Annotated in this window: 25 protein-coding genes and 1 pseudogene; 16 read left to right on the top strand and 10 right to left on the bottom strand. The window is 55.2% G+C overall.

The genetic code is table 11. The features are described 5' to 3' along the window. Nucleotides 1–61: 61 nt before the first annotated feature. From sapF to pspF, 6 genes are all read right to left on the bottom strand, one after another. Nucleotides 62–868 carry a putrescine export ABC transporter ATP-binding protein SapF gene (sapF, locus tag MXM41_RS03175; protein ID WP_325929856.1) on the bottom strand — a complete coding sequence of 269 codons (807 nt, stop codon included), beginning with the start codon at nt 866–868 and terminating at the stop codon, nt 62–64. Nucleotide 869: 1 nt separating this feature from the next. Next, a complete protein-coding gene (gene sapD, locus MXM41_RS03170) occupies nt 870–1,862 on the bottom strand; it encodes a putrescine export ABC transporter ATP-binding protein SapD (RefSeq protein ID WP_325929855.1) in 993 nt (330 codons plus the stop codon). After that, nucleotides 1,862–2,752: a putrescine export ABC transporter permease SapC gene (gene sapC / locus MXM41_RS03165; RefSeq protein ID WP_325929854.1), complete on the bottom strand. Its 891-nt coding sequence runs from the start codon at nt 2,750–2,752 to the stop codon at nt 1,862–1,864. Before sapC ends, sapD begins: the two co-directional genes overlap by 1 nt. Then, on the bottom strand, nt 2,739–3,704 hold the full coding sequence (gene sapB, locus MXM41_RS03160) for a putrescine export ABC transporter permease SapB (protein ID WP_325929852.1): 966 nt from the start codon (nt 3,702–3,704) through the stop codon (nt 2,739–2,741). Before sapB ends, sapC begins: the two co-directional genes overlap by 14 nt. Further along, nucleotides 3,701–5,341, bottom strand: a complete 1,641-nt coding sequence (gene sapA, locus MXM41_RS03155; RefSeq protein ID WP_325929851.1) for an ABC transporter substrate-binding protein SapA — start codon at nt 5,339–5,341, stop codon at nt 3,701–3,703. The genes sapB and sapA overlap by 4 nt, the downstream gene beginning before the upstream one ends. A gap of 88 nt (nt 5,342–5,429) precedes the next feature. Beyond that, a complete protein-coding gene (pspF, locus tag MXM41_RS03150) occupies nt 5,430–6,407 on the bottom strand; it encodes a phage shock protein operon transcriptional activator (RefSeq protein ID WP_325929850.1) in 978 nt (325 codons plus the stop codon). A 167-nt stretch (nt 6,408–6,574) separates the two neighbouring features. On the opposite strand from pspF, the gene pspA reads away from it, so the two are divergent. The 7 genes from pspA (at nt 6,575) to tyrR (ending at nt 12,333) form a co-directional block, all read left to right on the top strand. Next, nucleotides 6,575–7,243, top strand: a complete 669-nt coding sequence (gene pspA, locus MXM41_RS03145) for a phage shock protein PspA (RefSeq protein WP_325929848.1) — start codon at nt 6,575–6,577, stop codon at nt 7,241–7,243. 51 nt (nt 7,244–7,294) lie between these two features. After that, complete coding sequence (gene pspB / locus MXM41_RS03140) at nt 7,295–7,519, top strand: envelope stress response membrane protein PspB (protein WP_039031876.1); 225 nt, start codon at nt 7,295–7,297, stop codon at nt 7,517–7,519. Next, nucleotides 7,519–7,875, top strand: a complete 357-nt coding sequence (pspC, locus tag MXM41_RS03135) for an envelope stress response membrane protein PspC (protein ID WP_325929846.1) — start codon at nt 7,519–7,521, stop codon at nt 7,873–7,875. Before pspB ends, pspC begins: the two co-directional genes overlap by 1 nt. A 14-nt stretch (nt 7,876–7,889) precedes the next feature. Then, on the top strand, nt 7,890–8,108 hold the full coding sequence (gene pspD / locus MXM41_RS03130; RefSeq protein ID WP_325929845.1) for a phage shock protein PspD: 219 nt from the start codon (nt 7,890–7,892) through the stop codon (nt 8,106–8,108). A gap of 111 nt (nt 8,109–8,219) precedes the next feature. Further along, the gene (locus MXM41_RS03125; RefSeq protein ID WP_325929844.1) at nt 8,220–9,617 is read left to right on the top strand and encodes a YcjX family protein; all 1,398 of its coding nucleotides are present in this window, start codon (nt 8,220–8,222) and stop codon (nt 9,615–9,617) included. Beyond that, nucleotides 9,614–10,663: a YcjF family protein gene (locus MXM41_RS03120; protein ID WP_325929843.1), complete on the top strand. Its 1,050-nt coding sequence runs from the start codon at nt 9,614–9,616 to the stop codon at nt 10,661–10,663. The genes MXM41_RS03125 and MXM41_RS03120 overlap by 4 nt, the downstream gene beginning before the upstream one ends. 128 nt (nt 10,664–10,791) lie before the next feature. After that, nucleotides 10,792–12,333 (top strand): transcriptional regulator TyrR, encoded by a 1,542-nt coding sequence (tyrR, locus tag MXM41_RS03115; protein WP_325929842.1) that lies wholly within the window; start codon nt 10,792–10,794, stop codon nt 12,331–12,333. Nucleotides 12,334–12,373: 40 nt separating this feature from the next. On the opposite strand, the gene tpx is transcribed toward tyrR, so the two are convergent. Further along, nucleotides 12,374–12,880 (bottom strand): thiol peroxidase, encoded by a 507-nt coding sequence (gene tpx / locus MXM41_RS03110; RefSeq protein WP_325929840.1) that lies wholly within the window; start codon nt 12,878–12,880, stop codon nt 12,374–12,376. A gap of 105 nt (nt 12,881–12,985) precedes the next feature. Between tpx and ycjG the strand changes: the two genes are divergently transcribed. Continuing rightward, the gene (gene ycjG / locus MXM41_RS03105) at nt 12,986–13,951 is read left to right on the top strand and encodes an L-Ala-D/L-Glu epimerase (RefSeq protein WP_325929838.1); all 966 of its coding nucleotides are present in this window, start codon (nt 12,986–12,988) and stop codon (nt 13,949–13,951) included. On the opposite strand, the gene mpaA is transcribed toward ycjG, so the two are convergent. Then, entirely contained in the window at nt 13,942–14,655 is a 714-nt protein-coding gene (gene mpaA / locus MXM41_RS03100; protein WP_325929837.1) for a murein tripeptide amidase MpaA, read from the bottom strand. The genes ycjG and mpaA overlap by 10 nt on opposite strands. A 185-nt stretch (nt 14,656–14,840) precedes the next feature. Between mpaA and MXM41_RS03095 the strand changes: the two genes are divergently transcribed. The 8 genes and pseudogenes from MXM41_RS03095 (at nt 14,841) to MXM41_RS03060 (ending at nt 21,912) form a co-directional block, all read left to right on the top strand. Then, nucleotides 14,841–16,457 (top strand): peptide ABC transporter substrate-binding protein, encoded by a 1,617-nt coding sequence (locus tag MXM41_RS03095; RefSeq protein WP_325929836.1) that lies wholly within the window; start codon nt 14,841–14,843, stop codon nt 16,455–16,457. Between the two features lie 366 nt (nt 16,458–16,823). Continuing rightward, nucleotides 16,824–17,315, top strand: a complete 492-nt coding sequence (gene tssB, locus MXM41_RS03090) for a type VI secretion system contractile sheath small subunit (RefSeq protein WP_325929835.1) — start codon at nt 16,824–16,826, stop codon at nt 17,313–17,315. A 36-nt stretch (nt 17,316–17,351) separates the two neighbouring features. After that, nucleotides 17,352–18,893, top strand: coding sequence for a type VI secretion system contractile sheath large subunit (gene tssC / locus MXM41_RS03085; RefSeq protein WP_418936760.1), 1,542 nt, complete (start codon nt 17,352–17,354; stop codon nt 18,891–18,893). Nucleotides 18,894–18,908: 15 nt separating this feature from the next. After that, nucleotides 18,909–19,214, top strand: a pseudogene (gene tssK, locus MXM41_RS03080) (type VI secretion system baseplate subunit TssK); the annotation flags it as partial. Between the two features lie 120 nt (nt 19,215–19,334). Further along, nucleotides 19,335–19,847, top strand: a complete 513-nt coding sequence (locus MXM41_RS03075) for a hypothetical protein (protein ID WP_325929832.1) — start codon at nt 19,335–19,337, stop codon at nt 19,845–19,847. Between the two features lie 104 nt (nt 19,848–19,951). Further along, nucleotides 19,952–20,218: a PAAR domain-containing protein gene (locus tag MXM41_RS03070; protein WP_325929831.1), complete on the top strand. Its 267-nt coding sequence runs from the start codon at nt 19,952–19,954 to the stop codon at nt 20,216–20,218. A 72-nt stretch (nt 20,219–20,290) separates the two neighbouring features. After that, a complete protein-coding gene (locus MXM41_RS03065; RefSeq protein WP_325929830.1) occupies nt 20,291–20,836 on the top strand; it encodes a hypothetical protein in 546 nt (181 codons plus the stop codon). 17 nt (nt 20,837–20,853) lie between these two features. Then, nucleotides 20,854–21,912, top strand: a complete 1,059-nt coding sequence (locus MXM41_RS03060) for a VasL domain-containing protein (protein ID WP_325929829.1) — start codon at nt 20,854–20,856, stop codon at nt 21,910–21,912. Between the two features lie 17 nt (nt 21,913–21,929). Here the strand turns inward: MXM41_RS03060 and MXM41_RS03055 are convergent, their stop codons facing one another. Next, nucleotides 21,930–22,496 carry a DJ-1/PfpI family protein gene (locus MXM41_RS03055; RefSeq protein ID WP_325930839.1) on the bottom strand — a complete coding sequence of 189 codons (567 nt, stop codon included), beginning with the start codon at nt 22,494–22,496 and terminating at the stop codon, nt 21,930–21,932. Nucleotides 22,497–22,550: 54 nt separating this feature from the next. Beyond that, the gene (locus MXM41_RS03050; protein ID WP_325929828.1) at nt 22,551–23,783 is read right to left on the bottom strand and encodes a sensor domain-containing diguanylate cyclase; all 1,233 of its coding nucleotides are present in this window, start codon (nt 23,781–23,783) and stop codon (nt 22,551–22,553) included. Nucleotides 23,784–23,856 lie beyond the last annotated feature (73 nt).

Below are 23,856 nucleotides of genomic sequence, written 5' to 3'. Positions count from 1 at the left end.
ACGCGGCGATAATAGCATGTGTCGCGTACAGTGTTAATCCGACCACTCCATACGGGGCAGGTCAGCGATCTTTTCGCCAGGCATCGGCGGTTAAGGCTTCGCCAAAGTGCCCGGCAATTAAACGTTTAGTCAGGTCGTGAAGCGGGGCGGCGAGCACCGACGCGGTACTGCCACGCTCTACCACCGAGCCTTCGTGCATCACCAGCACCTGATCGCTGATGTGCTTCATCATCCCCAGATGCTGGGTCACGTAGATATACGAAATACCCTGTTTCTCCTGCAACTCCAGCATCAGATTGATTAACTGTGAACGCATCGACATATCCAGCGAAGCCAGCGCTTCGTCAGCGATGATCACTTTGGGGCGCAGGATCAGCGCGCGGGCCAGACCCAGACGCTGTTTCTGACCCGGCGCCAGCATGTGCGGATAATAGCTGACGTGATCCGGCAGCAGCCCGACCATACGCAGGGTTTCAATAATTTGCTTACGCCGCGCTTCAGGCGCAAGATCGGTATTCAGACGCAGTGGAAAATCGAGGATCTGCGAAATACGCTGGCGCGGGTTCAGCGAGGTAGAGGGATCCTGGAAAATCATCCTGATCCGTTGGCTACGAAACGAGTAATCGCCAAATTTCAGCAGATGGTCGTCAATCAGGACTTCGCCATCTGAGGGTTCGATCATCCCGGCCAGCATTTTCGCCAGCGTCGATTTCCCCGAGCCGTTCTCACCGATGATCGCCAGGGTCTGCTTTTCACGCAGGGTAAAACTCAGTGGCTTCACTGCTTCGACGGTCTGACGGCGAAATAAACCGGTGCGATAGCGAAAGGTCTTACTCAGGTTGCGCACTTCCAGCAGGGTTTCGACCATGTCACTCTCTCTCCATGTTCAGCGGGAAATGGCAGGCATACAGATGGTTCCTCGCCCCGGCCAGGCGCGGGGTTTCAATACATTTACGCTGCGCATAGGGACAGCGCGGCCCCAGACGACAGCCAATCGGCAGATGTTCCAGCAGCGGGATTGCCCCGGGCAACGTATTCAGGCGGCTTTTATGCGGCATCGGGCTGCCAAAATCGGGGATCGCGCGGATCAGTGCCTGGGTATAAGGGTGATGCGGTGTGGTGATCAAATCCTCGCTACCGGCGGTTTCCACGGTCTGACCGCAGTACATCACATCAATCTTATCGGCCCATTTACTCAGCATCTGCAGGTCATGGCTGATCAGCAGAATAGTCGTGTTGTTGTTCTGATTAAGCCTGGTGAGCAGGCGGAAGATTTGCGCCTGGGTGGTGGGCTCCATCGCGTTGGTCGGTTCGTCGGCAATCAGCAGGCGCGGCTGGTTGGCCAGCGCAATAGCGATCATCACTTTCTGACACTCGCCGTCCGTCAGTTCGTACGGGAAGCTGCGCATAGCGTCTTTATGATCTTTGATCCCCACCCGGTGCAACAGCTCAATGGCCCGGCGTTTACGCCAGCCAAACCGCTGCCACCAGCGGCCTTTATAGGTCCAGCCGGGGATGTTCTGCATCAGCTGTTTACCCACCCGCTCCGAGGGATCGAGACAGGATTGCGGCTCCTGAAAGATCATCGACACGTTATGGCCCATCAGCTTACGTCGCTCGCGGAGCGAGAGGCGCAGCAGATCGATATCGTCAAAGCGCATACGGTCGGCGGTGACGCGCCAGTTATCCTTCGCCACGCCGCAAATCGCTTTGGCAATTAGGCTTTTGCCCGAGCCCGACTCGCCCACCAGCCCGCGGATCTCACCTTCGCTCAGGGTAATGCTGACGCGATCGACCGCTTTTACCCAGCCTTCGCCGGTTTTAAATTCAATCGTCAGATTGCGAATATCCAGTAACGGCATTATTCCACCCCCGCCACAATGGCACGGCGGATCCCGTCGCCAAGCAGGTTCACCAGTAATACGCTAATCATAATCGCCGCACCCGGCAGCATCACCGTCCAGGGCGCAACATAGATCAGTTCCAGCGCGTCACCCAGCATCGCGCCCCATTCCGGCGAAGGCAGCTGCGCCCCCAGGTCGAGAAAACCAAGTGCGGCGATATCAAGAATGGCCATCGACAGGGCGCGGGTGATCTCTGTAACCATACCGGAGGCGATATTGGGCAGCACCGCGAACCACAGAATATTGAAGGTGGTGGCGCCATCCAGACGGGCAGCCACCACATACTCTTTTTCCAGCTCATCGTGGACCAGGCTGTAAACCGAGCGCACCATGCGCGGCAGCAGCGCCAGCCACACCGCAAACATGGCGTGGGTCAGATGCGGTCCGGCGAAGGCCACCACGATGATCGCCAGCAGCAGCGACGGAATCGACAGCAGCGTATCTAAAATATGATTCATCACCGCCGAGCGCAGGCCATGGGTGGAACCAGCAATAATGCCTAACACCAGACCACACAGCGTGGCGGCCAGCGTGACCACAAAGGCGCCGCCCACCGTCGGCGCCGCGCCGCTCAACAGACGACTTAACACATCGCGCCCGAGGTCATCGGTGCCGAGGAAGAAAGAGACTTCGCCGTAGCGCGACCAGGAAGGCGGCAATAGCTGATAGCCAAGAAACTGCTGATCGATGCCATAGGGGGCAAACCAGGCACCTAAAATACACAGCAGCGCCAGTCCGCCGCAGCCATAAAGGCCGATCATGGCCGTGGTGTCGCTGTAGAAATTACGCCACACGGTGCGCAACGCGCCGGGCGTGCGCTTTTCACTGTATACGCTATCGTAAGGCATACCATTCCTTATGTTTCAGCGGGTTAGCCATAGCGCCCAGAATATCGGATAACACGTTAACAATGATCACCAGCGCGCCAATCACCATTACTCCCGCAGAGATCGCGGCATAGTCCTGTTGGCGTATCGCATTAATCAACCAACGTCCCAGGCCAGGCCAGCTAAAGACCATCTCGGTAATCATGGCCAGGGTCAGCATAGTGGAAAACTGCAGGCCAAGACGCGGTATCACCGGCGGCAGGGCATTGTGCAGGACGTGGCGACGTAAAATCGTCAGCCGCGACAAACCGCGCGTGGCGGCAGCTTTAACATAGTTACGATCGAACACCTCGCTTGTACTGATGCGCATCAGGCGGATCACCTCTGTGGTCGGCGCCACGGCCAGCGCCAGCACCGGTAGCACCATATGGCGCACGGCACTAATGATCATCTCATGTCGCCAGACCGAATCTGAGAGCCAGGCGTCAATAATCGCGAAGCCAGTGACGGTTTTCACCGCATACAGCAGGTCAAAACGTCCTGAAACCGGCAGCCAGCCAAGCGTTAACGAGAAAAAGAGCGTCAATAGCAGCGCCAGCCAGAACACGGGCACTGAAAAGCCGAGCAGGGCGATGGCGCTGATAAGTTTATCCTGCCATTTATTGCGGGTGACCCCGGCAAGCATCCCCACCGGGATCCCCACCATCAGCGCAAAGCCGAATGCCAGGATACAGAGCTCCATGGTGGCGGGGAATACCTCTTTTAGCTGTTCGGCGATAGGCTGACCGTTAATGCTGGATACGCCGAAGTCCCAGTGCAGCACGCCTTCAAACCAGAACCACCATGCATTCCACAGGGACGCGCCCTGCAGCGGCGCGTGAGGCGTGAAATAGCTCAGGCTAAAGCCCACTAAGGTCAGAAAGAAGAGGGTGATGAGCAGCAAGAGCAGCCGACGTAAGGTAAAAATAATCACGGTTTTTTCACCTCTTCTTGATTCTCGCGGGACACACCGGCAAAGGACGCATTGCCAAACGGACTGAGGACGAGGCCTTTAATATCGTATCGGTACGCCTGCAGACGTAAGGATGAGGCCAGCGGCAACACCGGCAGCTCTTTCGCAAGTATCATTTGCGCTTCATCATAGGCATCGATGCGCGCCGCCAGCTGCTGGGTCGACAGCGCTTTACGCAGAATGGCATCGAACTCGCGGTTGCACCAGTGGGCATAGTTGGTCTGCGAATCGATCGCCGCGCAGCTCAGTAGCGGCCGGAAGAAACTGTCCGGGTCGTTACTGTCTGTTGCCCAGCCAGACAGGGTTAAATCATGGTTCATGTCCATCAGGCGCGCCTCCTGAAAACGGCCCTCTACCGGCACAATAATTACTTTGACACCCACCTGCGCCAGATCGGCCTGCAACAGCTCGGCAGTCTTCAGCGGGCTGGGGTTCCAGGCCTGGGAACTGGTAGGTACCCAGAGCTGCAGGGTGAGGTTTTCTGCCCCCAACGCTTTGAGCTGCTCGCGTGATTTCTCCGGGTTGTACTCGGTAATTTTAGCCTCGCTATCATAAGCCCACGAAGCGCGCGGCAATATTGAGGCGGCGGTTTCTGCGGTACCGTAATAGATGGACTGCATCAGACGCTGGTTATTGATTGCCAGCGCCAGGGCGTGGCGCACCGCCGGGTTATTCAACGGCGGCTTATCGGTGTTGAAAGCCAGGTACGCGATATTCATGCCCGGACGCAGGGTCAGTCGCAGACGCGGATCGTCGCGCAGAATGGTCAGCTGGCTGGCGGCGGGCCATGCCAGCACATCGCACTCGCCGGTGAGCAGTTTTGACAAGCGCCCTGTGCCGCCGGAGCCTAAATCCACCACCACCTGCGGCATGAGCGGCGTGCCGCGCCAGAATTTCTCATGGCGTTGCAAACGCACATACTGGCCGGCACGGTACTCCGCCACCTGGAATGGACCGGTTCCCACAGGCTGGCGATCCATTAGCTCCTCTTTATCCTGCAGGTTCAGCTGGGTGGCATATTCGGCGGACATCACCGAGGCATAGTGCGTCGCCAGATGCCAGAGGAAAGAGGCGTCCGGACGCGCCAGAGTGAATTCTACGGTGCGGTTATCCAGCTTGCGCACGTTTTTCACCGTATCGGCAAACTGCAGGCTGTCGAAGTAGGGGAAACTACCGCCATTGATGTAGTGCCAGGGATGGTCGCGGTTAAAAATACGCTGGAAGGTAAAGACGACGTCATCCGCATTGAGTTTGCGGGTAGGCTTAAACCATGGCGTGGTCTGGAAGCTGACATCATCGCGCAAACGGAAGCGGTACGTGGCACCGCTGTCCAGCACTTCCCAGCTCTCTGCCAGCTCCGGCACCAGGCGATAGGTATAAGGATCCACATCCAGCAGGCGGTCATAGAGCTGCGCGGCGAGGGTATCGACGATCAGGCCGCTGCTCGCTTTCTGCGGGTTGAAGGTATTGACCTGCCCACTTACGCAGTAGACAAAACCGCTGTCGCGAATATCCGCGCGATCCGCAGGCACAGGCGCGGCAAAAGCCTGGCTACATAGCAGGCCAAGCGCAATCAGGGACGAGAAAACCAGGCGCATAATTTTTAAGGTTTTTAGTGACGATCTGCAAAGTGTATCGCACTTACACCTGCTTCGTAAAAATGTCTGCGGATAAGTGCTGATATTGTCAGCGCATGTGATGCTTTTTAAGCAATGCCCTCAATTGATGGTAGGTCAGGCCCAGCAGTTCAGCCGCGCGTTTCTGATTAAATTTCGCCTCATGCAGACTCTGCTCCAGGAGCTGCTTTTCCTGCGCCTGCTGGAACTGGCGCAGATCCAGGGGCAGGTCGGGGGCAGCCGCAGCGTGGGCCTGACTGAGGGAGGGCTGCGCAGGGCGATGAAAGGGATCGATAACGATCTCATCCAGCTCTGTCTCGCTGCTGCCGTGACGATAAACGGAGCGCTCCACTACGTTTTTCAGCTCGCGGATATTGCCCGGCCAGCGGTAGTCGAGCAGCGTTTCGCGGGCGTGCTGGCTGAAGCCTGGAAACAGCGGCAGACCCAGCTCGCGACACATCTGAATGGCAAACTGTTCCGCCAGCAGCATGATATCGCTGCGCCGTTCGCGCAGCGGTGGCAGGTTGACGACGTCAAATGCCAGCCGATCCAAAAGGTCAGCACGAAACCTGTCCTGCTCCACCATCTCCGGCAAATTAGCGTTAGTGGCACACACCAGCCGCACGTTCACCTGCAAAGGCTGGCTGCCGCCCACGCGCTCCAGCTCGCCATATTCAATAACGCGCAGCAATTTCTCCTGCACCAGCATTGGCGCGGTCGCCAGTTCATCCAGGAACAACGTACCGCCATCGGCTCGCTCGAAGCGGCCGGGGTGGCGCCGCTGCGCGCCGGTAAACGCCCCTGCCTCATGGCCGAAGAGTTCGGTATCCAGCAGGTTCTCGTTCAGTGCGGCGCAATTCAGGGAGATAAACGGCCCATCCCATCGCCCGGACAGGTAGTGCAACCGGTTGGCGATCAGCTCTTTGCCGGTGCCACGTTCGCCGATAATCAGCACCGGTTTATTCAGCGGCGCCAGTCGGGATACCTGCTCAAGCACTTCGAGAAAGCTGTTAGCTTCCCCCAATAGGGTGTCTTTAAATTCAGCCATGATGAAATTAACCATTTATTGGTGTGATTCACTAAGCGAGATTAGGTTGCTACGGGCGAAAAAGCAATCACTTCATGTAAAATCAATAAGATAAAAAACTGGCACGAGAATTGTATTGGCTATACAGCAGGGCATAGCCCGATAACAGAAAATGTGAGGATTCAATTATGGGTATTTTTTCTCGTTTTGCCGACATCGTGAACGCCAACATCAACTCACTGCTGGAGAAAGCAGAGGATCCACAGAAGCTGGTTCGTCTGATGATTCAGGAGATGGAAGATACGCTGGTTGAAGTGCGCTCTACCTCTGCCCGTGCGCTGGCAGAGAAGAAGCAGCTGACGCGCCGTATTGACCAGGCGACCGCCCAGCAGGCCGAATGGCAGGAGAAAGCGGAGCTGGCGCTGCGCAAAGACAAAGACGATCTGGCCCGCTCTGCGCTGATTGAAAAACAGAAGCTGACCGATATCGTCGCCACTCTTGAGCAGGAAGTGACGCTGGTGGACGAAACGCTTGCCCGCATGAAAAAAGAGATTGCGGAGCTGGAGAACAAGCTGAGCGAAACCCGCGCCCGTCAGCAGGCCCTGACGCTGCGTCACCAGGCGGCAAATTCGTCCCGCGATGTGCGCCGCCAGCTCGACAGCGGCAAGATTGACGAAGCGATGGCGCGTTTCGAGTCTTTTGAGCGCCGTATCGATCAGATGGAGGCCGAAGCGGAAAGCCATAGCTTTGGTAAACAGAAAACGCTGGATCAGCAGTTTGCCGACCTGAAAGCGGATGATGAAATCAGCGAGCAGCTGGCCGCGCTAAAGGCCAGAATGAAACAAGACAATCAATAATAACGACTGCGGCGCCAGCTGGCGCCGCCACTCATAAGACAAGGAGTAGACATGAGCGCGCTTTTTCTTGCCATTCCGCTGACCATTTTCGTGCTGTTTGTTCTGCCGATCTGGTTATGGCTGCACTACAGCAACCGTTCTTCCCGGGGAGAGCTGTCGCAAAGCGAACACCAGCGCCTGGCGCAATTAACTCAGGACGCCAATAAAATGCGCGAACGTATTCAGGCGCTGGAAGCGATTCTGGACGCTGAGCATCCGAACTGGAGGGACCGTTAATGGGACTAAATCTAAATAAAAAATTGTGGCGTATCCCCCAGCAGGGGATGGTGCGCGGCGTCTGCGCCGGGCTGGCGCACTACCTCGACGTGCCGGTGAAGCTGGTGCGCGTGGTAACGGTACTCTCCATTTTCTTTGGTCTGGCGTTTATCACTCTGGTGGCCTATATCATTTTATCCTTTGTGCTGGACCCGATGCCGGACAGCGCCATGAGCGATGAAAATGCGCCCACCAGCAGTGAGTTACTGGATGCGGTGGATATCGAACTGTCGGCAGGCGAAAAGCGCCTGCGGGAAATGGAGCGGTATGTCACCTCGGATACCTTTACGCTGCGAAGCCGCTTTCGTCAGCTTTAACTGAGAGAACTACTATGAATCAACGCTGGCAACAGACCGGGCAGCGCGTTAAGCCAGGCCTGAAGATCGCAGGGAAGCTGGTATTACTGACCGCACTGCGTTACGGCCCGGCGGGCGTGGCAGGATGGGCGATAAAATCGGTCGCCCGCAAGCCGGTAAGAATGTTGCTGGCTGTCGCCCTGGAGCCGATGCTGAAGAAGCTGGCGAACCGGCTCTCCAGTAAACTGAAATAGGCTGCAACGGCGCAACAGAGGACGCGCCGTTGCGCTGCTTTTATTCCTTTCTCTCTGTCCCCATGTCATATTTCTCACAACAATAATTCCTTCAGGCAGAACAGGATGGCGATGAAGCGACTTAAAAACGAACTCAATTCTCTGGTTAATCGTGGGGTTGACCGTCATTTACGCCTGGCGGTGACCGGACTGAGCCGCAGCGGTAAAACCGCCTTTATCACCGCAATGGTCAATCAACTTCTTAACATCCATGCCGGGGCGCGTTTACCGTTGCTGAGTGCGGTGCGCGAAGAGCGTCTGCTCGGCGTGAAGCGTGTGCCCCAGCGCGATTTCGGTATTCCCCGTTTTACCTATGACGAAGGGCTGGCCCAGCTGTATGGCTCCCCGCCCACATGGCCGACGCCAACCCGTGGCGTAAGCGAAATCCGTCTGGCGCTGCGTTATCGCTCTAATGATTCGCTTCTGCGCCACTTCAAAGAGACCTCTACCCTCTATCTGGAAATTGTCGATTATCCCGGTGAATGGCTGCTGGATCTGCCGATGCTGACCCAGGATTATCTGAGCTGGTCGCGGCAAATGACCGGGTTGTTACAGGGGCAACGCGCGGAGTGGTCAGCCCGCTGGCGGTCGCTGTGTGAGGGGCTGGATCCGCTGGCGCCCGCCGACGAAAACCGGCTGGCGGCCATCGCCGAAGCCTGGACCGACTATCTGCATCAATGTAAGAAAGAGGGGCTGCACTTCATCCAGCCGGGCCGCTTTGTGCTGCCGGGAGACATGGCGGGCGCCCCGGCGCTGCAATTCTTCCCCTGGCCGGACGTGGACGCCTTCGGCGAATCAAAGCTTGCTCAGGCGGACAAACACTCCAATGCCGGGATGCTGCGTGAGCGCTTCAACTATTATTGCGAAAAAGTGGTGAAGGGCTTCTACACCAACCACTTTTTACGCTTCGACCGCCAGATCGTGCTGGTGGATTGCCTGCAACCGCTCAACAGCGGGCCGCAGGCGTTCAACGACATGCGCCTCGCGCTCACCCAGCTGATGCAGAGCTTCCACTACGGGCAGCGCACGCTGTTTCGTCGGTTGTTTTCTCCGGTGATCGACAAGCTGCTGTTTGCCGCCACTAAGGCGGATCACGTCACGGTGGATCAGCACGCTAATATGGTGTCGCTCTTACAACAGCTGGTGCAGGACGCCTGGCAAAATGCCGCATTTGAGGGGATCAGCATGGACTGCCTGGGGCTGGCCTCGGTGCAGGCTACCCAGAGCGGCCTGATTGACGTTAATGGCGATAAGATCCCGGCGCTGCGCGGCCACCGTCTGAGCGATGGTGCCCCGCTGACGGTCTACCCTGGCGAAGTGCCCGCCCGGCTGCCTGGCCAGGCATTCTGGCAAAAGCAGGGCTTCCAGTTTGAAGACTTCCGCCCGCAGACCATGAATGTTGACCAGCCGCTGCCGCACATTCGCCTTGATGCCGCGCTGGAGTTTTTAATTGGAGATAAATTGCGATGACCGAACCCTTAAAACCGCGAATGGATTTTACCGGTACTCTGGAAGAGGAGGATCGCGAAGCCTTCAAAGCGGCACAAACCTTTAATGACTCCCAGGCCGGGAACTTCGCCCCGGTAATTACCGATATGCTTCCTGCTGAAGAAGGGCAAGCCGAAGCCGTTGTTGAGGCCGCGCTGCGACCGAAACGCAGCCTGTGGCGCAAAATGGTCAGCGCGGGCCTGCTGCTGGCGGGCGTTACGGTGGTAGGGCAAGGCGTCCAGTGGGCAATCAACGCCTGGCAAACCCAGGACTGGGTGGCGCTGGGGGGATGCGCGGCAGGCGCGCTGATCGTTGGCGCAGGCGTGGGATCCATCGCCACCGAATGGCGTCGTTTATGGCGGCTGCGCCAGCGGGCGCACGAGCGTGATGAGGCCCGGGATCTGCTCCACAGCCACGGCAACGGTAAAGGGCGGGCGTTCTGTGAAAAACTGGCCAGCCAGGCCGGGCTCGATCAGTCTCATCCGGCGCTGCAGCGCTGGTACGCGGCTATCCATGAAACGCAAAACGACAGGGAAGTGGTCTCGCTGTATGCCCATCTGGTGCAGCCAGTGCTGGACAGCCAGGCGCGTCGGGAGATCAGTCGTTCGGCGGCAGAATCAACGTTGATGATCGCCGTCAGCCCACTGGCGCTGGTGGATATGGCCTTTATCGCCTGGCGCAATCTGCGCCTGATCAACCGTATCGCCACGCTTTACGGCATTGAGCTGGGCTATTACAGCCGCCTGCGCCTGTTCCGCCTGGTGCTGCTGAATATGGCGTTTGCCGGGGCCAGTGAACTGGTGCGTGAAGTGGGCATGGACTGGATGTCGCAGGATCTGGCTGCACGGCTCTCGGCTCGTGCGGCCCAGGGTATTGGCGCAGGACTTCTGACCGCGCGGCTCGGGATCAAAGCGATGGAACTGTGCCGTCCTCTGCCGTGGACAGAGAACGATAAACCTCGCCTGGGTGATTTTCGTCGGGAATTAATCGGCCAGCTGAAAGATACCCTCAATAAAAAACCGCAATAGCGCCTCTGCCTCGCACAAAATTCCGTCATCGCGCTCACAGGCTGTCAATATTTGTTGACAGCCATCTTCCCGATTGCGGATATCTGGCTTATCATTTCAGGGTTAATGGCTTAAAGAGTGATTTTCCCATGCGTCTGGAAGTATTTTGTAAGGACCGTCTCGGCCTGACCCGCGAGCTGCTCGATCTCCTTGTTTTACGGAGTATTGACCTGCGCGGAATTGAGATTGACCCAATCGGGAAGATTTACCTGAACTTTGCTGAAATTGCCTTTGATACATTCAGCAGCTTAATGGCTGAAATCCGCCGTATCGCTGGCGTTACGGATGTGCGCACCGTGCCCTGGATGCCCTCCGAGCGTGAGCATCTGGCCCTGAGCGCGCTGCTGGAAGCGATGCCTGAACCCTTTTTATCCCTGGATCTGAAAGGCAAGATCGACCGGGCAAATCAGGCGAGCTGCCAGCTGTTTGCCCAGGAGCCGGAAAAACTGAGCAACCACAACGCTGCCCAGCTGATCCCCGGCTTCAATTTCCAGCGGTGGCTCGAAAGCAATCCGCGCTCGACCCATAGCGAGCATGTGATCATCAACGGCCAGAACTTTCTGATGGAGATCACCCCGGTCTATCTGCAGGGTGACAACGATGACAGAACCCTGACCGGTTCAGTGATCATGCTGCGCTCGACGGTACGCATGGGACGTCAGCTGCAAAACCTGTCGAGCCAGGATATGGGCGCCTTTAGCCAGATTATTGCCGTCAGCCCGAAAATGCGTCATGTGGTGGATCAGGCGCGTAAGCTGGCGAACCTCTCCGCGCCGCTGCTGATTACCGGCGATACCGGCACCGGCAAAGATCTGCTCGCCCATGCGGTGCATCAGGCGGGGCCGCGCGCGACCAAACCTTATCTGGCGCTGAACTGCGCCTCCATCCCGGAAGATGCCGTTGAAAGCGAGCTGTTTGGTCACGCGCCAGAAGGCAAAAAAGGCTTCTTTGAGCAGGCCAACGGCGGCTCGGTATTGCTGGACGAAATTGGCGAAATGTCGCCACGCATGCAGGCTAAACTGCTGCGTTTCCTCAACGATGGCACCTTCCGTCGGGTGGGGGAAGATCATGAGGTGCATGTGGACGTGCGCGTCATCTGCGCTACCCAGAAGAACCTGGTTGAGCTGGTGCAAAAGGGGGTGTTCCGCGAAGATCTCTATTATCGCCTGAACGTTCTGACCCTGAATATCCCGCCGCTGCGCGATTGCCCGCAGGACATTATGCCGCTGACCGAGCTCTTTGTGGCTCGCTTTGCCGATGAGCAGGGCATCCCGCGTCCTAAGTTTTCGGCGGATCTCAATACGGTGCTCACCCGCTACGGCTGGCCGGGGAATATCCGCCAGCTAAAAAATGCGATTTATCGTGCGCTGACCCAGCTTGATGGCTACGAACTACGCCCGCAGGATATCTTACTGCCGGATTACGACGCCGGAACGGTGGCGGTAGGTGAAGAGGCGATGGAAGGATCGCTGGATGATATCACCAGCCGCTTCGAACGCTCGGTGTTGACGCAGCTGTATCGCAACTACCCCAGCACCCGCAAGCTGGCGAAACGACTGGGCGTATCACACACCGCTATCGCCAACAAATTGCGCGAGTATGGTCTGAGCCAGAAGAAGGGTGAGGAGTAAAAATAAAAAAGCCTCCGTGTGTGGAGGCTTCTTTTTTTGGTTACGCTTTCAGCGCTTCCAGTGCGGCAGCATAGTCCGGCTCGGTGGTGATTTCATTCACCAGGTGGCTGAATACGACGGTGTCGTTTTCGTCAATCACCACAACCGCGCGCGCGGCCAGGCCCTTCAGAGCGCCTTCGGAGATGCCTACGCCGTACTGCTCCAGGAAGCCTGGGTTACGAAGGGTAGACAGGGTAATGACGTTGCTCAGACCTTCAGCGCCGCAGAAACGGGACTGCGCGAACGGCAGGTCGGCGGAAATGCACAGCACAACGGTGTTGTCCATTTCGGTCGCCAGTTGGTTGAATTTACGCACGGATGCCGCGCATACGCCGGTATCGATGCTTGGGAAAATGTTCAGCACTTTACGCTTGCCGGCAAACTGGCTCAGCACGACGTCAGACAGATCTTTTGCCACGAGCGTAAACGCCTGCGCTTTGCTGCCTTTCTGAGGAATGGATCCTGCAACAGAAACCGGGTTGCCCTGGAAATGAACGAGTTGTGACATAGTTATCTTCCTGTTTACATATAGTTAACGTCGCCGTTAGTGTATGACATCAGCCGATAGCACAGCAAACCCTATTTACGCGAAGCCGCTATACAGGAGTGAGTGATGAGAACCCTCAAGGTTTATGAAGAAGCCTGGCCACTGCATACGCCCTTTGTTATTTCCCGGGGAACCCGGAGCGAGGCCCGTGTGGTGGTGGTCGAAATAGAAGAAGAGGGTGTCAAAGGGGTGGGAGAATGTACGCCTTATCCCCGCTATGGCGAAAGCATTGCTTCGGTGATGGCGCAAATCATGACCCTGGCGCCGGAGCTGGAACGCGGTCTTACCCGGGAAGCGCTGCAGAGGCTGTTACCTGCGGGGGCGGCGCGCAATGCCATAGATTGCGCGCTGTGGGATCTGGCCGCGCGTCAGCAGGGGATCACGCTGGCGGCGCTGGCAGGCGTGACTTTACCGCAATCGGTCGTAACGGCACAGACGGTGGTGATCGGCGAGCCCGGGCAGATGGCTGCCAGCGCTAAAGCGCTGTATGACGCCGGGGCGCGCCTGCTGAAGGTGAAGCTGGACGATCACCTCATCAGCGAACGGATGGTGGCCATTCGCACCGCCGTGCCGGAGGCGACGCTGATCGTCGACGCCAATGAATCCTGGCGCAGCGAAGGGCTGGCCGCCCGCTGTCAGCTGCTGGCGGATCTCAATATCGCTATGCTGGAACAGCCTCTGCCAGCGGGGGATGACGCTGCGCTGATGAACTTTATCCACCCGCTGCCGATCTGCGCGGATGAAAGTTGCCACACGAGGGAGAGTCTGCCGACTTTGCAGGGGCGCTACGACATGGTGAATCTCAAGCTGGATAAAACGGGCGGCTTCACCGAAGCGCTGGCGCTGGCCGCTGAGGCGCGCCAGCTCGGCTTTTCACTGATGCTCGGCTGTATGCTCTGCACCTCGCGGGCGATTGGCGCCGCGCTGCCGCTGGCAAATGAGGTGACGTTTGCCGATCTCGACGGCCCAACCTGGCTGGCAGTGGATGTCTCCCCGGCGCTGCACTACAGCACCGGCGTTGTTCATCTCTGAGGTTCCCAGCGCAGCAGATCGGTCATCGCTTTCAGGTATTTCTCGCTCGCCTCGTCAGAGGAGATCGGCGGGAATTCGGCGGTGATGCAGTGCAGGCTCAAATCGGCACACCAGCTGCCGAACGAGCCTGGGGTCTCATAGCCGACGCTGGTGACCAGCGGCAGTGAGAAGGCGTCAGCCAGCCAGCGACCAAGGGCGCTGTGGGCGGGATCTTCAATACAGGCCAGCGGATCGTGAAACGAAACAACCCAGGCTGGATGCAGCTTGTGGATCAGATTACAGAGCGCCTGGGTTTCTGGCTCGGAACCGGACTTCTCACCCGTCAGTAACACCACATCCCGGTCTTCAGCGGCACTGTTCCATCGGTAGACCGTCTCACCTGCCCGCCAGTTGGCGGCCGGAAAGTTACGGTTCAAATCCACACCCCGGGCATTGGCGCGCAACCCTAGCTGGCAGCCATCCGGGTTCACGGTTAATACCACATGATGGCGACGCAGCCCCGGCGCCAGCGTGCGTAGCGCGCAGGAGAGAGTGACAATCGATGAATTTTCATCCCCGTGGGTTCCGGCAAGGATCAGGCCACTGTTACGATCGGCCTGCGGGGCAGGGAACCAGATTAAAGGCGCGCCGAGGACTGAGCGGCCATAATGTTCGGTTCCCGGCGGAAAAGCGCCACGTTCCGTTCTTGGGCGGGTAAGTGACATAGATGTTCCTGAATCAATGTTGTATTACTGGCAGTGTTGTGCAAAACACACGGTTAATCAAATGGTTTCAGCCGCGCACTAATACCGGCAGATATCAACTTTCCGACGGAAGTTGTTTGCATTTCCCTGTTCTGAAACAAATAATTACGCATCTGCTCGTTACCCATCATTTCAAAGGGGATCTCATGAAGCATCCGGTTTCGCTGGTTTGTTCTGCCTTGTGGTTGTCTGGCCTCTCTTCTTATGCTTTTGCCGCGGATGTTCCTGCCGGGACGACACTGGCGCCAAAGCAGGAGCTGGTGCGTCATATTAAAGATGAACCTGCCTCGCTTGATCCCGCTAAAGCGGTAGGGCTGCCTGAGATCCAGGTGATCCGCGATCTGTTCGAAGGTCTCGTGAATCAGAATGAAAAAGGTGAACTGGTTCCAGGCGTTGCAACGCGCTGGCAAAGTAATGATAACCGCGTCTGGACCTTCACCCTGCGCGAGAACGCGCAATGGTCTGACGGTACCCCCGTCACCGCCCAGGATTTTGTCTACAGCTGGCAGCGACTGGTCGATCCAAAAACGACCTCGCCTTTCGCCTGGTTTGCAGCGCTGGCCGGGATAGGCAACGCCCAGGCGATTATCGACGGCAAGGCAACGCCGGATAAGCTCGGCGTAACGGCGGTGGATAACCGTACGCTGCGGGTCCAGCTCGACAAGCCGCTGCCGTGGTTCGCCAACCTGACGGCGAGCTTTGCTTTCTACCCGGTACAAAAAGCCAATGTGGAGAGCAGCGCGGAGTGGACCCGTCCTGGCGCACTGGTAGGTAATGGCGCCTACACCCTGAAAGACCGGGTGGTTAACGAAAAGCTGGTGGTTGAGCGCAACAGTCATTACTGGGACAACGACAAGACGGTACTGCAGAAGGTCACCTTTATCCCGATTAACCAGGAGTCGTCCGCTACCAAACGCTACCTGGCTGACGATATCGATATCACTGAATCCTTCCCGAAAAACCTCTACCAGAAGCTGCTGAAAGATATCCCCGGCCAGGTTTACACTCCGCCGCAGCTGGGCACCTACTATTATGCCTTCAATACGCAGAAGGGTCCGACGGCGGACGCCCGAGTGCGGCTGGCGCTCAGCATGACCATCGACCGGCGGATCATGGCTGAAAAAGTGTTGGGCACCGGGGAAAAACCGGCGTGGCACTTTACACCGGACGTGACCGCAGGCTTTACTCCGGATCCATCGCCTTTTGAGCAGATGAGCCAGGAGGAGATGAACGCCCAGGCCAAAACGCTATTGCAGGCGGCTGGCTACAATGCGCAGAAGCCGCTGAAACTGACGCTTTTGTACAACACCTCGGAGAACCACCAGAAGATCGCTATCGCGGTGGCGTCGATGTGGAAAAAGAACCTGGGTGTCGATGTGAAGCTGCAGAACCAGGAGTGGAAAACCTATATCGACAGCCGCAATACCGGCAATTTCGATGTGATCCGCGCCTCCTGGGTCGGCGATTACAATGAACCGTCAACCTTCCTCTCGCTGCTGACCTCGACGCATACCGGCAACATCTCTCGTTTCAACGATCCGGCCTATGACAAGGTGATTAATCAGGCGTCGCTGGAGACCACAGAGAAGGCCCGCAATGCCGATTACAATACGGCAGAAAAAATCATTGCGGAAAAAGCGCCTATTGCACCGATCTACCAGTACACCAACGGGCGTCTAATCAAGCCCTGGGTAAAAGGGTATCCGATCAACAATCCGGAGGACGTGGCTTACAGCCGAACAATGTATATTGAGAAGCATTGATCGCTAAATTACAGCCACCTCTGCTCACCCCAAAAATGGCGCTGCTTTCAGCGCCATTTTTTTTGGTATTCTATATTTTATTCGATTCATAATTAGCATTGATCTGTATTACAAAGCTTATTTAAAATAAATATAATATACAAATCCATGCGGCATTTATTTTTATCTATTTGCGCGATGGGTTGTATTTTCAATATGTTCAGGTCAGGTAATGGTACTTGCAATTAAAATTAAAGGTGATCGTATGGATAAACGCTAAGTCTGGAGCAATAGTTAGTTGATCCAGTGTAATTATTTGTTCTACTATCCGGTCGTCAATAAACATGATTTTACTCGACAACTATTCCTTAAGGAAAAGGGACCGCTATGGCTGATTCGTTTCAGAATGAAGTGCCTAAGGCACGAATAAATTTAAAACTGGCTCTGCACACCGGAGGCGCGCAGAAGAAAGTTGAATTACCGCTTAAAATTCTTACGGTTGGTGATTTCAGTAATGGCAAGGAATCCCGTGTGTTATCCGAGCGGGAGAAAATCAACGTTAATAAAAATAACTTCGACAGCGTGCTTTCTGAGTTCAACCCCGAGATAAATCTGGCTGTCCTTAATACGCTTGCTGGCGACGGCGAAGAAGAAAACATTCGGCTCCGGTTCTCCTGCATGAAGGATTTCGAACCTGAACAGGTAGCCCGTCAAATCCCTCAACTTCGCGCGATGCTGGCGATGCGTAATTTATTACGCGACCTCAAATCCAACCTGCTTGATAACGCCACTTTCAGAAAAGAGCTCGAGAAAATTCTTAAGGATCCGGCATTGTCTCAGGAATTACGCGACGAAATGAGTGCGCTTGCCCCAAAATAATATGTGGATGCGTTTTTTAATGGATTAACCGGGAATATGCTGATGTCTTTAAATACTGAAACTGGCTCTGCACAAGGGCAAACAACGGTACTGGAAAAAGAGGGCGTTTATGCCTCTCTGTTTGAAAAAATCAACCTGACCCCGGCATCCAGCCTGGGCGATATTAATGACTTTCTTGACGACGCCGCGCTGGCTGATGCATCAGCGGGTGAACGACTGACGGCCGCCATGCAGGTATTTATGGACTGTATCCGTAAATCGGGCCAGCAGGTGGATAAGCTCGATAAAACGCTGATCGATCACCACATCGCTGAGCTCGATTTTCAAATCAGCCGCCAGCTGGATGCGGTGATGCACCATCAGGAGTTCCAGAAGGTAGAGTCCTTATGGCGCGGTCTGAAACAGCTGGTCGACAACACTGATTATCGCCAGAACGTGAAAACAGAAATTCTGGATGTTTCCAAAGACGCCCTTCGCCAGGACTTTGAGGATGCACCGGAGCTTATCCAGAGCGGACTTTACTGGCACACCTACACCGCTGAGTACGACACGCCGGGCGGCGAGCCGATTGGCTCGGTGATTTCCGCTTATGAGTTTGACGCCAGCCCTCAGGACGTGGCGCTGCTGCGCAATATTTCCAAAGTTTCTGCCGCGGCGCATATGCCGTTTATTGCCTCTGTCGGACCAAAATTCTTCCTCAAAGAGTCGATGGAAGAGGTGGCCGCAATTAAGGACATCGGCAACTATTTTGACCGTGCCGAGTACATCAAATGGAAATCTTTTCGCGACACCGACGACTCACGCTATATCGGGCTGGTGATGCCGCGCGTGCTTGGTCGCCTGCCGTATGGCCCGGACACCGTGCCGGTGCGCAGCTTCAACTACGTTGAGCAGGTAAAAGGTCCGGATCACGAAAAGTACCTCTGGACCAGCGCCTCCTTCGCCTTTGCCTCTAACATGGTGAAGAGCTTTATTAACAACGGCTGGTGCGTACAGATCCGCGGCCCGCAGGCCGGTGGCGCAGTAAAAGACCTGCCGATCCACCTGTACGATCTCGGTACCGGCAATCAGGTGAAGATCCCGTCTGAAGTGATGATCCCCGAAACCCGCGAATTCGAATTTGCGAATCTCGGTTTTATCCCGCTGTCGTACTACAAAAACCGCGACTACGCCTGCTTCTTCTCAGCGAACTCAACCCAGAAACCGGCACTTTACGATACCGCAGATGCCACCGCTAACAGCCGTATCAATGCTCGTCTGCCCTATATTTTCCTGCTCTCCCGCATCGCTCACTACCTGAAGCTGATCCAGCGCGAGAACATCGGTACCACCAAAGATCGCCGCCTGCTGGAGCTGGAGCTTAATACCTGGGTGCGCGGCCTGGTCACTGAGATGACCGATCCGGGCGACGAGCTGCAGGCATCCCATCCGCTGCGTGACGCGAAAGTGGTGGTGGAAGATATCGAAGACAACCCGGGCTTCTTCCGCGTGAAGCTGTATGCGGTACCGCACTTCCAGGTTGAAGGCATGGACGTGAATCTGTCTCTGGTCAGCCAGATGCCGAAGGCGAAAGCGTAAGGCGCGGGAGTTCCAATGAAGATATACCGCCCGTTATGGAATGACGGGGCTTTTCTGGCTCCCCAGCAGTTCCAGCAGCAGGCTCGCTGGGATGCGCATGTGGCTGAGACTGTCTCAAGGATGGCGCTGGCACACCCATGGGGTGTGCTGTGCGCTGAGTTCGACGAGGGCGCGCTTGCGCTCTCCAGGTTGAATGCCACTCGTCTGGCGGTGCGTTTTGCCGATGGGACGTTAATTGACACGGATCTTGCTGACAATCTTCCGCCGGTAGAGAGCGTTTCAGCAGATAAACCAGACACGCTTAAAACATTACTAATTTTAGTCGTGGTTATAAAAACAAACAAAAGTGGAGTGGTTTATTAAAAGTGAGGAATGCCCACGTAATAATTAGTGCAAAATGAAATTCTAAATAATGGCTCCATAAAAAGGTCGTGGCATTGCATGAAAACTAAACTGTTTTTTGTTGTTTTTATAGTGGCTTTAATTATTATTGTGTTTTCGATATATGGAAACAAAACTGAAATTACCCTCTCAGGAATTGATTTGTCAGTTTACCCATCAAGTGCTGAGTATGTGCTTGTTGATTTTCATGGGCATGATGTAATCAATAAGCCAGTTGCATTTCATTTTTATCAGAATTCAAAAGATAAAATAATAGCAAAATATACTAAGGAGTTGTTTAAAGGTTCCTTTATCGTTAAAGGGGATGTGCAAAAGGAAAACATTGAAGTAACTCCAGTCCACAACAACTACCCTTATGGCGGAGGATATAAATTAACTGATGATTCCGGAAAGTTACTGGTCGGTGTAAAATACATAATTAATAATAAATGCGATCCACATGACAGCTATTCAGGAGTTGCTGGGGGAACAGGGATGACTTTACTTTTTACTACATCTGTATCATGTGATATAAATATCGATCTCATTGATTTTAATGCTAATAATAAATGATGAAAAACAGCGAAGAGCAATTTATATCACCACGTAAGATTATTGTGTTGAATTGTTTTTAATAATCATCTGATTTTTCTTTTTATGTATCAAAGGTAATTAGCATGTCTAAAGGTTTAGTTTTACTCGGTGATAAAACAACTCACGGTGGGAAAGTTATTTCAGCATCATCAACCATGATTGTAAACGGCAAAAAAGTTGCCCTGATTGGCGATATGGTGAGTTGTCCCATACCATTCCATGGTACCAACCCCATCATTGAAGGTTCACCGGAATGGTTCTCTGACGGCAAAGCTATTGTAGTGGATGGCTGTAAATGTCTGTGTGGATGTCAGGTGATCTCCAGCGCACCAGAGTGTGCAATAGGATAATTTATGGGCTGGAGAAGAACGCAAACTATAGCAGCTGAATTGCCATCCAAACCTTCCTGGATACTGTGGTTTATGACCGGCATCCTGATGGTAATCATTGGGATTATATTATTTATAACCCACGCTTCCGGAATGGTGAAAACACTCTCAGCAATAAATATCTGGCTGGTTTCTCTTTTACCGTCAGGGATATGGCTGTTTATTCTTTGTCTGAGAGGATGGCGATGGGGGAAAGAGGTTGACGAGCATGATTTTCTAAAAAAAGAAGCTGAATATGCACAGAAACAATGGGAAGCATGGGCTGGTAGGTATCTTGCAATTAATGACAGTTGTATTTTTCTACCCGATAAAATAACGGTTGGATGCCTTCACAATGAACTACCACAGCAGTACGGTCTTGTCAGAAAAATCAACTATCTCCCTGAAAGCAAGCCTCTGGCTGAAGAAGTCTTACTCATACTGCTCAAAGGCGTAACGGATACGCTTTACCAGCTTCCAGCGGAACTTCCTGTGAAAGTGACGCTGGCTACCGATCTGCCTGACATTGGACTTTCAGATTCCTTTTCCGCTGTCTGGTTACCCTTGCTCGCGCACAGCTGGCTGGCCTGCATGGACTGAACGAAGGACTGGATGTTGTGGCTGCGCTGGTCATCCGTGAGTGGGGCAATCTGTGGCCGCAGCCAGTGCATGCCCGAAAGGAGATCCTTAACACGCTCAGCAAACGGCTGCAAAGGGTGTTGCGCACCCTGGACCTGACGCACGCTGACGCCGATCAACTCAAACTGGCGGAGGATCAGCTGCGCGTGCTGGACGAAGCATTAGAACGTCTTGATGCTATCTATATCAGCCAGCTCGATACCCTGCGTGCACATCTGCGTAGCGCGGCGGTGCGGCTGGGAACGTGCGAAGAGAGAGGTAACAAGCATCCTGTCTGCGATAGCGTACCGGTTGAAACCTTAAGCAAACCGACAGAATGCATCAGAATTGATCTTCCCATACATCCAGAAACCCCGTCGGCAGTCATGCCGCCCGCAAAGCCATGGAAACCTTTCGCCGCCGGAGCGCTGACCATGCTTGTGCTGGGCGGGGGCCTTCTCCTGGGATGGCAGACGATTCACCGGCCAGACCCGGCGCAGGGAGAGCATACGGCAACGCTTGCTCCCTTGCCCGCCACGCTTTCTGGCGCGCAACTCCAGTCGCTGCGGCAATCCCCCCAGTCAGCGCTGCAGGGAATGAGTCAGACCCGGCAGCAACTGGCTGGGTTAATTACATTAAAGCCTGACTGGGCGTTAAGCTATGGCGATAATCTGGTGCAGCAGGCGCGCCGGCTCTGGCCTGAGCAGGGAGCACAGCTGGCGCAGCAGTGGCAACAGCAAAAGGTTGCTATCACCCTGAGGCCAGAGAGTCTGGCTGGCTGGCATCAGGGGATAACGCAGCTTGAGCAACTGGCGGCCCGGCTCAACGCGCTGGACGAACAGAAAGGAAAATACATGACCGTCAGCGAACTCAAATCTGTGGTTTTCGCCGTGCAGCAGTCGCTTAACCGTACCGTTCCGGCGGAGGAGCAGCTTCGCCAGCTTTCCCTGATCTCTGCAGGGCAAGCCAGCAACGCTATCCTGCAGAATCAGGTTGAACAGCATCTGCAACAATTAATCGCCTCTTATGCTGCGCTCAAACACTATCCCGCCGAATAGCCAGCTCTGTTTAGCTCTTACCGTTGCAGTACCTCTGCAAATTTCGCCAGCCATTGCGGATGGGCAGGCCAGGCGGGGGCGGTCACCAGATTGCCGTCGACGTGCGCCTGGTCGATGCCGATATCGGCGTACTCTCCACCGCTGAGCCGCACTTCCGGCGCGCAGGCAGGATAGGCGCTACAGGTGCGTCCTTTCAGGATGCCCGCGGCGGCCAGCAGCTGTGGGCCGTGACAAACAGCTGCAATAGGTTTACCCGCCTTGTCAAAAGCCCGCACCAGTTCAAGCACCTTCTCATTGAGGCGCAGATATTCCGGCGCCCGGCCGCCGGGAATTAACAGGGCGTCGTAATCCGCCTCTTTCGCCGCAGTAAAATCGGCGTTCAGAACAAAGCGGTGACCCGGTTTCTCACTGTAGGTCTGAGCACCGTCAAAATCATGGATCGCCGTCATGATATAGTCGCCTTTGGCTTTGTCAGGGCAGACGGCATCAACCTGATGACCAATCATTTGCAGAGCCTGAAAAGGCACCATGGTTTCATAATCCTCAGCGTAATCCCCGACCAGCATCAGAATCTTCTTGCTCATCATAACCACTCCTCAAGGAATAAATTGGAATACAGATGATGCCGACAGGCGTTGTCATGCCGCCAGCACTTTGTTACGGCCATCATTCTTTGCGCGATACAACGCATCGTCGACGCGTTTAAACAGATCGTCGATGCTCTCATCCGGGTTATGCCGCGCTACGCCAATACTTACAGTAAAGCGGGGCAGACCGGGGATGGCAATGCGCGCGATGGCCGTGCGCAGGGTCTCTGCGATCTGCATTGCCGCATCCAGTGACGTACGGGGCAGCAGCAGGACAAATTCCTCGCCGCCCCAGCGGAACACGTAATCGTCTTTACGACTACAGCTTTCAAGCATCCGTGCGAGAGCGATCAACACCTCGTCACCTTTCTGATGACCAAAGACATCGTTGATGCGCTTAAAATAGTCTGTATCCACCAGCAGCAGGCTGAACTCCTGCTGCGCCGGGAGTTGGTTCGCTGAGATTTGATTGGTGAGGTGGTAAAACTGACTGCGATTGAGCAGGCCAGTGAGCGAGTCGCGCAGCGCGGCGTGCTCAAGCTCCTGCTCAAGTCGTTTTTGCTCGGTAATGTCATGAATAATGCAGAGCATCAGTTTATCCCCGTAGATCTCAATGGGGCCGGCATAGGTCTGTACGTGCCGGGTAGAACCGTCGGCAAGGCGATGGACAAAGTTGAGCGGTTTATGGCCGCCCGGCAGGCGTGCGATCTCCATCATCACCGGCATGATATTACGTCCCAGCGTATTGATCTCCCAGGTGTGCTTGCTGCACATCTCCTCATGGGTATAGCCATAAAAATTGAGGGCCGCGAGATTGGCGTCCACAAGCAGGCCATCCCGGGCAGGATCGATTAACAGCATCGGCGCACTGTTGGTCTGGAAAAAGCGGGCATAGAAGCCCTGTTTCTTGCGCTGATAGGTTCCTGAACGAGTGGCTTTGAGACCCGTAACCGGCTGCCGGGCGACGCCCTCAAAGACAATCACCTCACCAAGCGTGTCAAAAACGGCCAGCGAGAGTCGACAGGTGAGGCTGGTCTGCTGACGATCCACCTGCACGCTCCAGACTTCGACGATCTCATGTCGGGCTCTCAAATCGGGCACATACATCGCAAGCACCGCCTGTGCATGGGCCGAGCAAAGACCTTTACGCAGAATGTCCAGTGTCGCATCCTGCATAATCATTTTGGCTGCCGTATTGGCGAAAAGCACATCCTCCGTTACCGGGGATACCAACCATACGGGCGTTTTAAGCATATTCAGCGCATCAAACCCTGAAGGCGACATAGGTCAGTCTCATTTAACGGCACGTCAAATATCAGAGGGCCACGACGGAGCGGCATGCGTGGGCTTCTTTGAA

It is taken from the genome of Leclercia adecarboxylata (assembly GCF_035787115.1).
GTDB lineage: Bacteria > Pseudomonadota > Gammaproteobacteria > Enterobacterales > Enterobacteriaceae > Enterobacter > Enterobacter adecarboxylatus_E.
This window is presented reverse-complemented; position numbering and strand designations above follow the sequence as displayed.

What these genes read in the sequence shown, in the direction of transcription:
- sapC (WP_325929854.1), bottom strand. Translation starts at nt 2,752, where the DNA reads ATGCCTTACGATAGCGTATACAGTGAAAAGCGCACGCCCGGCGCGTTG.
- MXM41_RS03055 (WP_325930839.1), bottom strand. Translation starts at nt 22,496, where the DNA reads ATGAGCAAGAAGATTCTGATGCTGGTCGGGGATTACGCTGAGGATTAT.
- MXM41_RS03120 (WP_325929843.1), top strand. Translation starts at nt 9,614, where the DNA reads ATGACCGAACCCTTAAAACCGCGAATGGATTTTACCGGTACTCTGGAA.
- ycjG (WP_325929838.1), top strand. Translation starts at nt 12,986, where the DNA reads ATGAGAACCCTCAAGGTTTATGAAGAAGCCTGGCCACTGCATACGCCC.
- MXM41_RS03065 (WP_325929830.1), top strand. Translation starts at nt 20,291, where the DNA reads ATGACCGGCATCCTGATGGTAATCATTGGGATTATATTATTTATAACC.
- sapF (WP_325929856.1), bottom strand. Translation starts at nt 868, where the DNA reads ATGGTCGAAACCCTGCTGGAAGTGCGCAACCTGAGTAAGACCTTTCGC.
- MXM41_RS03125 (WP_325929844.1), top strand. Translation starts at nt 8,220, where the DNA reads ATGAAGCGACTTAAAAACGAACTCAATTCTCTGGTTAATCGTGGGGTT.
- pspD (WP_325929845.1), top strand. Translation starts at nt 7,890, where the DNA reads ATGAATCAACGCTGGCAACAGACCGGGCAGCGCGTTAAGCCAGGCCTG.
- tpx (WP_325929840.1), bottom strand. Translation starts at nt 12,880, where the DNA reads ATGTCACAACTCGTTCATTTCCAGGGCAACCCGGTTTCTGTTGCAGGA.
- sapA (WP_325929851.1), bottom strand. Translation starts at nt 5,341, where the DNA reads ATGCGCCTGGTTTTCTCGTCCCTGATTGCGCTTGGCCTGCTATGTAGC.
- tssB (WP_325929835.1), top strand. Translation starts at nt 16,824, where the DNA reads ATGGCTGATTCGTTTCAGAATGAAGTGCCTAAGGCACGAATAAATTTA.
- MXM41_RS03050 (WP_325929828.1), bottom strand. Translation starts at nt 23,783, where the DNA reads ATGTCGCCTTCAGGGTTTGATGCGCTGAATATGCTTAAAACGCCCGTA.
- tyrR (WP_325929842.1), top strand. Translation starts at nt 10,792, where the DNA reads ATGCGTCTGGAAGTATTTTGTAAGGACCGTCTCGGCCTGACCCGCGAG.
- MXM41_RS03095 (WP_325929836.1), top strand. Translation starts at nt 14,841, where the DNA reads ATGAAGCATCCGGTTTCGCTGGTTTGTTCTGCCTTGTGGTTGTCTGGC.
- pspA (WP_325929848.1), top strand. Translation starts at nt 6,575, where the DNA reads ATGGGTATTTTTTCTCGTTTTGCCGACATCGTGAACGCCAACATCAAC.
- pspF (WP_325929850.1), bottom strand. Translation starts at nt 6,407, where the DNA reads ATGGCTGAATTTAAAGACACCCTATTGGGGGAAGCTAACAGCTTTCTC.
- mpaA (WP_325929837.1), bottom strand. Translation starts at nt 14,655, where the DNA reads ATGTCACTTACCCGCCCAAGAACGGAACGTGGCGCTTTTCCGCCGGGA.
- MXM41_RS03070 (WP_325929831.1), top strand. Translation starts at nt 19,952, where the DNA reads ATGTCTAAAGGTTTAGTTTTACTCGGTGATAAAACAACTCACGGTGGG.
- sapD (WP_325929855.1), bottom strand. Translation starts at nt 1,862, where the DNA reads ATGCCGTTACTGGATATTCGCAATCTGACGATTGAATTTAAAACCGGC.
- MXM41_RS03075 (WP_325929832.1), top strand. Translation starts at nt 19,335, where the DNA reads ATGAAAACTAAACTGTTTTTTGTTGTTTTTATAGTGGCTTTAATTATT.
- pspB (WP_039031876.1), top strand. Translation starts at nt 7,295, where the DNA reads ATGAGCGCGCTTTTTCTTGCCATTCCGCTGACCATTTTCGTGCTGTTT.
- tssC (WP_418936760.1), top strand. Translation starts at nt 17,352, where the DNA reads ATGCTGATGTCTTTAAATACTGAAACTGGCTCTGCACAAGGGCAAACA.
- pspC (WP_325929846.1), top strand. Translation starts at nt 7,519, where the DNA reads ATGGGACTAAATCTAAATAAAAAATTGTGGCGTATCCCCCAGCAGGGG.